Source organism: Dietzia sp. CW19, assembly GCF_014145265.1.
Taxonomy (GTDB): Bacteria; Actinomycetota; Actinomycetes; order Mycobacteriales; family Mycobacteriaceae; genus Dietzia; species Dietzia natronolimnaea.
This window is the reverse complement of the sequence record NZ_JAALEE010000181.1, coordinates 1-12715: the sequence shown is the minus strand read 5'-3', so window position 1 is coordinate 12715 and position 12715 is coordinate 1. Positions and strand designations below refer to the sequence as shown.

General features: G+C 70.8%; 7 protein-coding genes. 5 read left to right on the top strand and 2 right to left on the bottom strand.

The features are described 5' to 3' along the window. Both G6021_RS06280 and G6021_RS06275 read right to left on the bottom strand, forming a co-directional pair. On the bottom strand, window positions 1-1495 hold a 1495-nt coding region (locus G6021_RS06280; protein WP_182640865.1), incomplete at its 3' end, for a polyketide synthase. Next, window positions 1492-7308, bottom strand: coding sequence for an amino acid adenylation domain-containing protein (locus tag G6021_RS06275; RefSeq protein ID WP_182640864.1), 5817 nt, complete (start codon window positions 7306-7308; stop codon window positions 1492-1494). The genes G6021_RS06280 and G6021_RS06275, both read right to left, overlap by 4 nt. A 175-nt stretch (window positions 7309-7483) precedes the next feature. Between G6021_RS06275 and G6021_RS06270 the strand changes: the two genes are divergently transcribed. The 5 genes from G6021_RS06270 to G6021_RS06250 all read left to right on the top strand — a co-directional run. Continuing rightward, window positions 7484-8431, top strand: a complete 948-nt coding sequence (locus G6021_RS06270; protein ID WP_182609323.1) for an NAD(P)/FAD-dependent oxidoreductase — start codon at window positions 7484-7486, stop codon at window positions 8429-8431. Between the two features lie 52 nt (window positions 8432-8483). Next, complete coding sequence (locus G6021_RS06265; protein ID WP_182609324.1) at window positions 8484-10004, top strand: ABC transporter substrate-binding protein; 1521 nt, start codon at window positions 8484-8486, stop codon at window positions 10002-10004. After that, a complete protein-coding gene (locus G6021_RS06260) occupies window positions 10004-10942 on the top strand; it encodes an ABC transporter permease (protein ID WP_182609325.1) in 939 nt (312 codons plus the stop codon). The genes G6021_RS06265 and G6021_RS06260 overlap by 1 nt, the downstream gene beginning before the upstream one ends. After that, a complete protein-coding gene (locus G6021_RS17160) occupies window positions 10939-11736 on the top strand; it encodes an ABC transporter permease subunit (protein ID WP_182640863.1) in 798 nt (265 codons plus the stop codon). Before G6021_RS06260 ends, G6021_RS17160 begins: the two co-directional genes overlap by 4 nt. 80 nt (window positions 11737-11816) lie before the next feature. Continuing rightward, on the top strand, window positions 11817-12715 hold an 899-nt coding region (locus G6021_RS06250; protein ID WP_182640862.1), incomplete at its 3' end, for an ATP-binding cassette domain-containing protein.

The following is a 12715-nucleotide window of genomic DNA, read 5'->3' as shown; positions in this document are numbered from 1 at the left end:
AACGCGACAGCGAGTGGGCGAGGTCGGGGATCGCGGTTGCGCTGCGCTCACCTGAGGTCGCGGACGCGGCGCTCCGAGCAGACGAGATCAGCCCGTCGAGCGCGGTGCGGCTCGCCGCGCCGAGGAGCCACAGCTGCGGGCGGGGGTCGGGGTCGGCGCCTGGTGTGCGTTCGGACTGCGCCACGACGACGTGGGCGTTGGTTCCGCCGAATCCGAGCGAGCTGACCCCGGCAATGCGGGGCCGTTCCGGCTCCCAGTCGGACGTGGTGTCGGCGCAGCGGAAGGCGGAACCGTCGAGCCCGAGGTCAGGGTTGGGGTCGGCGCAGTGCAACGAGGCCGGGATGACTCCCAGTTCGACCGCGAGCACCGCTTTGATGAGTCCTGCCACCCCGGCGGCGGCCTCGGTGTGCCCGATATTGGACTTGATCGAGCCGAGCCGGCACCACGGCCGCTCCGACCGCCCGAAGACCCGGTGCAAGGCCGCCACCTCGACGGGATCGCCCATCCGGGTTCCCGTCCCGTGTCCCTCGATGTACCCGATGTCCCGTGGCTCCAGTCCCGCTCCGGCCAGTGCCTCGGCGATGACCGTGGCGTGACCGTCGACCCCCGGGACGACGAACCCGGCCTTGGCGGCTCCGTCGTTGTTGACGGCACTGCCTCGGATCACCGCACGGATCTGGTCCCCGGACCGCACGGCGTCGCCGTACCGGCGCAGGACGACCGCGCCCGCCCCCTGGGTGAACACGGCTCCCGAGGCCCCGCTGCCATAGCTCCGGGTGTGCCCGTCGACGGAGAACGGACCATCAGGGATGTGGACGTACCCGCGAGACGCGGGTACCCGCACGGTGACCCCGCCGGCGACCGCGATGTCAGACTCGCCGCTGCGCAGCGATTCCGCCGCGAGGTGGACAGCAACCAGTGAGGTCGAGCAGGCGGTGAGCACGGTCTGCGCGGGCCCGGTGAGGTTCATCCGGTAGGCGATCCCGGTCGCCAGGTAGTCCGGCATGGTCCCCAGCGCGATCTGCATGGCGTTGGCCGGATCGGTTCCACCGGACGGGTCGAAGGACTGCCGGAAGGCGTGGTGAAGGTAAGCCGAAGGAGAGCACCCGGCGAACAGCCCCACCCGGTCCACGCCCGAGCCGTGTCCGTGGCCCGCGTCGTCGAGTGCGTGCCACACCTCCTCCGCGAAGACCCGGTGCTGCGGATCCAGGTACCTGGCCTCGTGCCGGGTGAATCCGAACGCGGCGAGGTCCACGCCGTCGATCGGGCCGAGGTCCGATCCGGTGGGGACGAAGCCCGGGTGGTCGACGAGTTCCGACGGCGCGCCGTCACGACGGGCGGACTCCCGATCGGTCCGCAGCACCCCCTCTCTCCGGTCGAGCAGCAGTCGCCACAACGCGTTGACGTCGGGCGCTCCCGGGAGACGACACGACATCCCGATGACGGCGATGTCCGACTCGTGGTGCGCCAGTTTCGGATCGACGGGACGGGTCATGAGAGGGTCTCCTGCCGGATGCGGCGGCGCTGACGCCCGCGCTGACGGGCCTGCGCGAGCAGATCGTGCGCATCGGGATCGGTGGCGAGCCCGGCGCGGTCCGAGCCGGGGTGTGAGCTCGGGTTAGGGCTCGTGTCCGGGCTGAGAACCCGGATCGGTGTGGCCTGCATGCCCGCGGCGAGTGATCGGATGTCGGGATGGGCGAAGAGCTCCGCGAGCTCCACCCGGTGTCCTCGGTCGGCGAGTGTCCTGCGGAGTCGGACGAGATCCATCGACGTCATCCCGAGTTCGAAGAAGCCCCGATCCAGCTCGTCGTGCCCGGGGGTCCGGCCGAGCACCTCGGCGACCGTCTCGCGCACGAGGGTCAGCAGGCCGCGGTCGCCCTCATCGGGTGCGCGGCGTCCCGAGATCGTTGCGGGCCGGGTACGGCCCAGCCCGGCGACATCGCGTCGGGGCACACCCGGCGTCGCCGTCGAGGGGAAGCCGGGCTCGTGCCAGCGGTCGTCTCCGTCGGCCAGCGCCGTCACGGTCGCGGCGAGGAGGTCGACGATGCTGTCCAGCGCGCCGCCGACGAAGGCGTCCTCCACCGCATCGAGGACGAGCAGCAGCGAGCCGTCGGTGTCGCGGAAGCTCTGCAGGTCGATCAGCACCTGCGGGGTCGAGCTGATCGAGTGGACCGGTTGACCCAACTCCGCCAGCGCATCACACGCGGCCGGTCCGCCGGTCCACCCGGTCAGGCCCGAGGAGTAGACGACGGGCAGCACGCCGGTGCCGCCACCGGAACGGAGGTGTTCACGTATCCGCGTGTTGCCGTGGCCGGATCCGTCGCGTCCGAGATCACGGACGCCCTCGAGTAGGCGGGTCGCCGCGGCCCGGGCGCGCTCGCTCGTGGACCGGCCGTCCGGGGGGTCTATGACGACTGTCGAGGTGTACTCACCCACGACATCACGGTGTTCGGCGGGGCGATCGAGAACGGTGACCACGACCGGCGGTCGGTGTCCGTCGTCGGTGGCCAGGATCGCGCCGAAAGCGGTGACGAGTACCGCGTCCAGGGTGGTCCGGTGGACTGCACATCGCCGGATCAACTCCGTGGTCGTCCGCGGGTCGATCTGGCGGCGTCGACGGGTGAAACCCGAGTTCTCGGGGGGCCGGACCGGCAGCAGGACGGGCGGTCTCGGCGTTCCCATCTGCGGTGGCGCCGAGGCACCGACGCTGGCACGGGCGCGGGCATCCGCCCAGCTGAGAAATCCCACCGGGGGTTGGTCGACGGGGTCGCCCCGGTACGCCGCCGTGAGGTCACGGGCGAGGATCTCCGCTCCACGCACGTCGCAGAACAGCATGTCGAGGATGAGAACGACCATCCACCGGGACATCTTCGAGGCCGGCGCCGGCAACCGTACGGCGCGGAGCTCGAGCCAGGGCTGCCCGCTCTGGGGGTCGTGGATCCAGGACATCTCCTCGACCCGGCGGCGTTCACGCTCGGCGCGCACCTCCGGGATCGTCGCTGCGCTCAGATCCTCGATCTGCAGTCTCGGCCGTGCGGAGCTGTCGATGACCTGCCGGCCGTTGTCGTCGACTCGTGCCGACAGCATGGGATGGGCGTCCACGACCGCGTCCAGCGCGCGCTCGAGCGCCACGACATCGAGGTCGTCCACCTCGACCTCGGTCCGGTAGCGCGGCGCGACCGGGCGACCCAACCACGGGTCCGCGCGGCCGACGAGATAGGCCACCTGCATCTCCGTCAGCGGGGCGCTCGTGACCGCCGCCATTCCGGGAGCCGCCACGGCGGGCGCAGTCGCGACGTAATCAGCCGTGGCGGGCGCGTCGATGACGCCCGACGGACGTGTCGTCTGGACCGGGGACTCGGCCGGGACTGGCGGCCGCGACGCGGGGGCTAACGACAACGTGGACCTCCGACCGAGGCGCAGTGCGACGAGCTGGTCCTGCCCACCTGCGGTGGCGTCCACCTCCAGCCCCTCCTCGGGCGCGGACTGCTCGATCCGGCTCAGCCATCGGCCCGCCGCGAGTAGCTGCGAACCGAGCGGGCCGTCTCCGGCGGCGATCGTCACCTCCACGCCGGATCCGGCACGGGCCATATCGAGGAGGTCCGTGCCCGACTCGTGCGAGGCCCGGGCGGCGGGAGAGGGCGCGACCGGCGTGGCGGGCACGGTGAGCGTGGCGGGCGTGGCGGGAGCTGCGACGACCGCGGCAGTCTGAGCGGGCTGGGTCCCGGGCTCGAGCCCGAGCCCCTGGTCCGAGTCTTCGCGGAGGATCCTGCCCAACGGTGTTGCCAAGAGTTCCTCGAGGTCCGGCCGGGAGCCGGTGAGGTCCTCGACGAGGTTCGCTATGCGCACCACGGCGAGTGAGTCCAGCCCGGCAGCCAGCGGTTCGAGAGCCGGATCCACGTCGTCCGGCAGCAGAGCTGCCAGCTCGGGCACCAGAACTGCGGTGCCTGTCGCACCCGCCTGTAGGCGCGCTCCGTCGGACTCATCGTGTCGCGTGTCGTCGGACCCGATAGGAGCAAGTGCCACGGGAGGAGACGGCTCGGGTTCAGGCTGCACGGGGCTGGGCTGCGCGGCTTCAGGCCGCGCCAGTTCAGGCTGCGCGGCGGTGTCCGTCCCTGGGGTCGACGACGCGGTGGAGAACGGGTTGGGAAGCGCTCTGTGGTCGATCTTGCCGTTCGCCGTCACCGGTAGCTCCCGGTGAATCATGACAGCGGTGGGGACCATGTACGCCGGCAGCGCGTTCCGGAGGGCGGCGCGGATAGCACGCTGGTCGAGACCGGATTGCGGGGTCAGGGCGACGTGCCCGACGAGGCGCTTGCCACCGCCGGGGCCGTCGACCGCGCTACAGACTCCTGCTCGTACTCCGTCGAGGCGCGTGAGTGCGGCGTCGATCTCGCCGAGCTCGACGCGGTAGCCGTTCACCTTGACCTGGCGGTCGACGCGGCCGAGGAACCGGATGGTCCCGTCGGGCAACCACATCCCCTCGTCGCCGGTGCGGTAGAGGCGTTCGTCGTAGAGGGGATGGACCCGGAACCGTTCCGCGGTCTGTTCCTCGTCCCCCAGGTACCCGCGTGCCACGCCGTGGCCGCCGATGAACAACTCGCCCGCGACGCCCACCGGAACCGGTTCCCCGTCCGGGCCGTCGAGGATTCGGAACCACTGTCCGTCCAGCGCCGTGCCGTAGGGAATGGACGGACACTGCGGATGGACGTCACCGACGACGTGGTGGATCGACCAGATGGAGGCCTCTGTCGCCCCGCCGAGGCTCACGACGACGGCATGCGGTGCGAGGTCGCGGAGTCGATCCGGCAGCGTCACCGGGATCCAGTCGCCGGACATCATCACCAGCCTGAGCGAACCCAGCGCCGTGCGTGCACGCTCCGGATCCGATTCCGCATAATCGGCGAGCATCTCGGCCAGTGCGGGTGCGGAATTCCAGATCGTCACGCCCTCGGTCTCGATAGTGCGCAGCCACTGCTCGGGATCGGCCTCCGACCCGCGTTCGGGCAGGACCAGTCGCGCGCCGGCGGACAGGCCGCCGAAGATATCCCACACGGACAGGTCGAAGCTCAATGCGGACAAGCCCAGGACCACATCCGTCGGACCGGGTTCGAACCGGCGGGCCAGATCGTCGATCGTCGTCCTGGCCTGACCGTGCTCGATGGCGACGCCCTTGGGCTCCCCTGTCGAGCCCGAGGTGAAGATCGTGTACGCCAGCCCGGTCCCCTCGACAGAGGCGAGATCGGGACGGACCGCATCGTCCACCGGCCGTTGGATCACGGCGGGAATCACAGTGACCCCGCCGGGCAGGGACGTCCCCTCGGCGGCGAAGGCGAACCGGGCCCCGGCGCGGGCGGCGATACGTTCAACGCGGGTGAGCGGCCACGCCGGGTCGACGGGCACATACGCGGCGCCCGCCGAGGTGATCCCGAGGACGATGCCGATCTGTTCCACCGATTTGCCGAGCTGGACGAGGATCGGCTCCTCGGGTGAGACGCCCCGGGAGATCAGCTCACCGCGGGTCCACGCCGCGATGGACGCGAGTTCGTCGGCATCCGCGACTCGGTCCCCTTGCGAGACCACCCGCCGCGTTCCGTCCTCGTCCAACACCGCCAGCACCGGCTCGTGGAGACCCGGGCCGGTGGCGTAGGAGACCGGTCGCGCCCTCGGGGTGCGGACCCAGGGGTCGAGGAACAATCCCGGTCGTGTCCACGCGGCCTCGTCGCGGGCCAACACCTCGACGGCCGCCTGGACCGCACGGCGCATGCCGTCGACAATGCTCTCGTCGACCGCCCCGACCACGTGGTCCCAGGCCAGGACGAGCTCGTCGTCCTCTTCCCAGTGGATGGCGTCGAGGAGGACCTGAGGAGTCTGGGACACCCCGAACCCGCGGCGGCCGAGCCAGACGTCCGTGCGTGCCCCGGCGCGGTCCCCGATGGACGAGGTGAAGACGACGGGGTGTTCGGGGATGCCGGTCGACGGCCCGAGCAGCTCGCCGACCACTCGCGACGCCGGTACCGCGGAATGGTCCACCGCATCCCAGAAGTTGCGGGTCACGCGCACGGCGTAGTGGACGAACCCCTCGGCGCACTGCGTCCGAGCAGTGTCGAGGAGGGCGGTCCGGGTGGTGTCCCCCACGCCCGGTTCATCCCGGGCTTCGGGGTTGAACAGGGTTGTGACCAGGCAGAAGCGGTCACGGGCGCCGAAGCGCCGGAGGGCGAGAGCGAACAACGCCGCTAGCGCTCCTGCGGGCGAGACACCGTGTGCACGGGCCGCTGAGCGGAAATCCTCCCAGGCGCCGGAGTCCACCCGACCCTCCGATCGCCGGAAGCGCGGGGGTGTGAGCTGCTCGGCTCGCAGATGCGCGGTGTCCCACGGTCCACCCGGCAGGTCGTGCGCCTTCCCTCTCCAGAACTCCATGGCGTCGCGCTCGGCGGCCTCGGAGCGCGGCACGGCGGGTGGGGGGACCACCCCGTGCCCCGGCGCGGCCGCACCCCCACGTTCGTGTCGGTATTCCGAGCCCCACTCGTCGAGAACTCGTCGGATGCTGGGGAAGTCGATGAGTAACACGTCGAAACCCACGCACTGGACCACGGATCCGTCCGGGCGCAGCACGGTGGCGAGGGTGTGCACGGGCCATCTGTGGGCGGGCGCGCGACGGTGGGACAGGTCCTGCCGCGCCCGCTCTTCGTCCGCCTGCGGTTCCGAGACCGAGCGCAGATCCACGATCTCGAACCGATGTGCCCCCGGGTCGTCGAGTACCCGACCGGCGCCGTCACGACCGACCACCGCACGCAGCATCGGGTGACGGGCCACCACACGGTTCCACGCCGACTCGAGCTCACTGACGGTCGAGAGGGCGTCCGTACCGGGAGGCGTGACGACCTCGTATTCGGAGTAGAAGTAGGTCGAGACCCCGCCGAGAGGATAGTCGTCGCCTCGGCCGACCCAGTAGGTGCTCTGCACGGGACTCAGGGCGAACGTATCCGGGACCGACTCCCGGTCCACTGAGTCGACGGGGGACTTCCCTTCATCGTCGACCCTGCCCTCGCCCGCGGGCACCACCGCCGCCGACGTCACTGCCGACAACCGCGCGGCCGCACAACTCCGCTCGAGCGACTCGAGGTCGATGTCTCCCACGAAGTCCCGTAGGGGGATCCTCACCCCGGTCCGTTCCACCAACAGTCGCTGGAGCCGTACCGCCGAGAGAGAGTCCAGCCCCAGGTCCACCAGTTTTCCCGGCCCCACCGAGTCGACCTCCAGGACGTCGCAGACGGCAGCTGCGACTACGGACCGATTCGACGGCATAACCCACCTCTCACTCACACGGGAGCAGTCGCCGTCCGGACTGGGCCACGGCGCCACTCGGACGACTCTATTGATAATGAGACTCGTTATCAATAGAGTCTTTACAGTCGTTGCTCGTCTCCCCAGTGCGAGAGGGGACGACCGCACGTCCTCGCACAACCACCAGGGAGCCGCCATGTCATCGCCCACCCCGCCGGCCGTCGAGGTCGCCGTGATCGGTGCCGGACCGGCCGGTCTCACCGCAGCACTCGTGCTGGGCCGCCAGAAGCGAACGGTCGTGCTCGTCGACGCAGGGCAGCCCCGAAATGCCCCCGCGACCGAGATGCACATGTACCTCGGCTTCGACGGCCGGCCTCCCGAGCAGCTGCGCGGTGTGGGGATGGATGAGGTCGCCGCCCATCCGAACGTCGAGATCGTGCACTCCACCGTGTCGGGGCTCGAAGTGACCGACGACGACACGCCGATTCGTCTCGAGACCTCGGACGGCGGATCGTTTCTGGCCGAGCGACTCCTGCTCACCGCCGGAGTCCGCGACGACGTGAGCGGGATACCCGGAGTGGCGGAGCGCTTCGGTCAGGGGGTCTTCCACTGCCCGTTCTGCCACGGCCACGAGGTCGACGGGCGGCGGCTCGCCGTCCTCACCGACGCCCCGGAGAACCCCGCCCAACCGGGGTTGCAGGCGGTCTATCTCGCCACCCACTTCTCCCGCGACGTCACCCTGCTCGCCAACGGCCATTCCGTTCCCGACGAGATCCACGAGACCCTCGCACGCAACGGAATCGTCGTCGATCACCGTGCCGTCGCCGAGGTCACCGGGACCGACGGTGCTCTGACGGTCTCGGCCGGCGGCGAGGACCTCACCTTCGGAGCGGTGTTCCACACCCCCCGCGAACTGCCGCGGCACTCCGTTCTGGGACTCGATGTCGAGACCGAGGGCGCGCACATCCTGGTGGACTGGCAACAGCGCACGTCGGACCCGCGCGTGTTTGCCGCCGGTGACTGCGCCCGCCGTCGCGATGACCCCGTACCGCTCGCCTTCGTGGCCCGCGCCGTCGCCGCCGGGCAAGCCGCGGGTCTGTGGATCGACCAGGACCTCTTCCGCATCCAGGCCGGTCTCGGCTGACGCGGCCCCTCCCCACCCATCACCACGCACCTACCTAAGGACCACCACGCTCATGGATCGCCGCGGTTTCCTCCGTCTCATCGCCGTCACCGGTGCCGTCACCGGCGCTGGACTCACCCTGGGCGCCTGCGCCACCGAGGATGGGGGCGCAAACGGGGCCGAGGACGGCTCCGGCTCGACCGGAGCGGGGGGCACCGTCCGCGTAGCGGCGATGGTCTCCCCGGGGGACACGCTCGACCCCGCCGCAGCGACCTCACCGGGAGCGTGGGTCGGCATCTTCGCGGTCTACGACTCTCTGGTCGTCCTCCTCGACAACGAGCCGGTACCCCAACTGGCCGAGTCGATCACCTCGAACGACGCGGCCGATGTGTGGACGGTCCGGCTCCGGCCCGATGCCACCTTCTCGGATGGCTCGCCGGTGACCGCCGAGGACGCGCTCGCCTCGCTGGTCTACACGGCCGCCTCCCCGATGGCCGGATCCTTCCTCGCCCCGCTCGACACCGAGGCATCCCGCGCGGTCGACGAGCGCACCGTGGAGCTACACCTCAGCGCGCCGCGGGCCGACTTCGTCGAGGCAGTCCTGGCTCCGCAGAGTTCGGTGTACAAGGGCGGAGACCCCGAGAGCGGCGTCGGCTCGGGACCCTTCGTCCTCGAGTCCGGATCGGCCGAGGACGGGTGGGTCTTCACGCCCAACCCCCATCACCCTGGTGTCGGCATCGACCGACTCGAGGTGCGGTCGATCGCAGACCCCGATGCTCGAGCCCGCGCTGTGGTCTCCGGCGACGTCGACTATGCCAACGACCTCCCGGTCACCGCCGCGCGCACGGTGACCGAACCGGCCCGGATCACCGAGGGTGGTCCGGCGGACTCCAAGGCTCTGGGGCTCATCCTCAACACCCGCGTCGCGCCGTTCGACGACGAGCGGGTGCGCGCCGCGTTCAAGCTGCTGGTCGACCGGGAGAGCCTCGTCGGCACCGTCCTCGGCCAGGGCGCTGTCGTGGGCGAGGACGTCCTGGGCAAGGGCATCAGCGGTTACCCCGAAGACCTCTCCGAGGTCACCCGCGACCTGGCCCGTGCGCGGACCCTCCTCGAGCAGGCGGGGGTCGAGGAGCTGACCCTGGTGACCTCGGACGTGGTCCCCGGCCTCAACGACGCCGCCGAGCTACTGGTCACCCAGGCCCGCGAAGCCGGACTATCCCTCACGCTCGACCGTCGGGACCCGGCGGCCTACTTCGCTGACATCCCGGCCCTGATGGAACTCCCCCTGTTCTCCATCTACTGGGTCAATCGGTCAACGGCCACCGCACTGCCGTTCACCACGGGTACCGCGGGCGGCTTCAACCTCGACGGATTCGGTGCCGATGCGGCTTGGGACCGGCGTCTCGCCGACGCCGCGGCGATCACCGACGACGCCGAACGCCAGGCGGCGGTCTCCGAGCTCGCCGTGGAGGTGTCCGAGCAGGGGGGCCAGCTCATCTGGGGTTACCAACCGTTCCTCAACGGCACAACACACGCCGCCGGCGACGTCCCCTCGAGCCAGTCCGCGCCGTTCTTCGGGTCCCGCGCCGACTGATGGAGCCCAGACGAGCGGGGGTGCGGATCGCCCAGGCTCTCCTCACCTTCGCGGTCACCGTCGTGCTGGCCTTCTGGTTGGTCGACACGCTGCCCGGAGATGCCGCGACTGCATCGTTCGTCACCACCGACGCCTCCTGGCTCGCCCGCCGACGAGCCGAACTCGGACTCGACATCCCCGTCGCCGAGCGCTTTGTCGAGTGGCTCGGCGGGTTGGTCCGGGGTGACCCGGGTTTCTCGGCCTCGGGCATCCCGGTCGTCGACCAGATCAGCGAACCACTGGCCCGGACCGGTCTACTCCTGCTCGCGGCGATCCCTGTCGCCGCGGTGGCCGGGATCGGCGGCGGGATGATCGCCGGCGCCCGAGCCGGGTCCCGCACAGACCGGACGACCTCCCTCTTCGCAGCCGTCTTACTCGCCACCCCCGAGTTCGTCCTCGCGGTGATCCTCGTGACGGTTCTCTCGATCCAACTCGGGCTGCTTCCCCCGGTCTCGCTCGTCCCGCTGGGTGGTAGCCCGCTCGACCGGCCGCAAATACTCATCCTCCCGGCGGTCACCGCCGGGCTGGCCGTCGGCGCGTGGCTTCAGCGAACGGTCCGTGCCGTGGTGGCCGCCGAGGCCGCACGACCCCATGTCCGGTCAGCGCGACTGGCCGGGATCCCGCCACTGGCCGTCTTCATGCGGCACCTGCTCCCCGGTGCCACAGGGCCGATCGTCCAGCTCTGCGCACTCGCCGTGCCCGGCCTCATCGGCGCGTCACTCGTCGTCGAGGTGGCGTTCGGCTACGCGGGAGCCGGTAGCCTGCTCGTCACCCTCATCGCGAACCGCGACACCGTCCCAGTCGCCACCCTGGTGACCATCGCGGCCGGAGTCACCGCCACATCGTTGGCCATCGCCGATCTGGTCACAGAGTCCGCACCCCGGCGGTGGCTCCGGTGACACACGCGCACCTCGTCCGCGCAACCCTCGTCGGACTGCTCACGACGGGCCTCGCGATCGCGCTACTCGGCCCCTTCGTGGCGCCGGTGCTCGGATTTCCCGACCCGGACGGCGTGGCCGGCGGAGCGTTCACCCAGGACCATGCGGTGTGGGGTACCGACCGGCTGGGACGGGACGTCCTGGCGCGGGCCTTTCACGGCAACCTGCCGCTCGTCGCGATCTCCGTGACGGCAGCCTTCCTGTCAACCGCGACAGGAGCCGTCATCGGCCTCACGCTCGCCTGGATCCCCCCGCTGCGGCCGGTCGTTCGATTTGCGACCGACGTGCTGGTCACCCTCCCCCCGGTGCTCATCATCCTGGTTGTGGCGACGGCTGGAAACGGCTCGGCCGTGGTCGTGGGGGCGGTGACGACAGTCCTGTTCATTCCGGTGAGCTCGCGATATCTGGAAGCCGCGAGCGCACCCCTTCTCGACTCCGGGTTCGTCGAGGTCGCGCGCGCGGAGGGACGGACGCGACTGGATGTCACAGTGCGGGAGGTTGTCCCGGGCCTGTCCCGCCCGCTGCTCACCGAGCTGTCCGTGCGCTTCACCAGCGCCGTCTACCTGGTGAGCACGCTGGCGTTCCTCGGCGGCGGGTTGGGTGGGGGCGGCGACGACTGGGCGTCGACCGTCCGGGATTCGATCGCCGGGGTGACCCTCAACCCGTGGTCCGTGATCGTGCCCGCGATAGGGATCGCGCTACTGACGGTGCCGCCCGCGCTGCTCGCCGATAGGGAAGGGCACGGAACGATCTGATGGTGACCGCCTCCGCCCTCTCCGTACGTGACCTGGTGATTTGGGACCGGACAGGCTCGCCGCGTCTTGAGGTACCGCGGTTGGACATCGAACCCGGCGAACGCCTGGTATTGGTGGGACCGTCCGGAGCCGGCAAGTCGACCCTCGCCCGCTCCTTTCTCGGCGACCTCTCCCCCGGCCTGTGCGTGGCCTCTGGTGCTGTCACCATCGACGGCGTGGACGCACTGGGGGCGAGCGCCCGGCAGGTCCGCCTGCTGCGTCGTCGCAGCTGCTTCGTCGACCAGGACCCGGGCGTTGCCCTGACGCCGTGGCGCCGGATCGATCAGCTCACCGAGGAGAACGCGGCCCGCCCGGGACTGGGCATCAACTACGCGCGGGAACTGGGCCTGCCCGTCGACGAGGACTGGCTGCGGCGCCGACCGGGTCAGCTCAGTGGTGGTCAGCGGCGAAGGGTGGCCATAGCGCGGGCTCTGTCCGTCGACCCGGGTCTAGTGGTGCTCGACGAGCCCACGGCCGGACTCGACCCGGACACCGCCCGGGCCTTCACCGAGTTAATCCTCTCCGTGACCGCGGGCAGAACTCTCGTCCTGGTGACCCATGACGCCCGCCTGGCGCGCGCGGTCGGGGGGAGAGTCGTGACGGTGGACGACGGTCGCCTGAGACAGGGGGCGCCGCCGGCGGACGAGGGCCGGGGGGCGACGCGCCAGGCACCCGAACCGGCATGGACACCTGCCGGCCTGTCCTTCGACTCACTCGCCGTGGCCCACCCGTACACCGCTCCCATCGGCCCACTTGACGCTGTCGTGCCGACCGGGGCACTCGTCGCCCTGGCGGGCCGCTCGGGCTCAGGGAAATCGACGCTGCTGCGCTGCGCCGCGGGTCTCCATCCTCCGGTCCGGGGGCGCGTGCTGATCCACGGAGAGCAGCTGGCCCCGCGGGTAGAGGACCGGCCGCGCGCCCACGTCGGCTCGCTCGCGCT

Bases quoted from the DNA above. Each gene is read 5' to 3' on its own strand.
- G6021_RS06265 (WP_182609324.1), top strand. From the start codon at position 8,484: ATGGATCGCCGCGGTTTCCTCCGTCTCATCGCCGTCACCGGTGCCGTC.
- G6021_RS06275 (WP_182640864.1), bottom strand. From the start codon at position 7,308: ATGCCGTCGAATCGGTCCGTAGTCGCAGCTGCCGTCTGCGACGTCCTG.
- G6021_RS06270 (WP_182609323.1), top strand. From the start codon at position 7,484: ATGTCATCGCCCACCCCGCCGGCCGTCGAGGTCGCCGTGATCGGTGCC.
- G6021_RS06260 (WP_182609325.1), top strand. From the start codon at position 10,004: ATGGAGCCCAGACGAGCGGGGGTGCGGATCGCCCAGGCTCTCCTCACC.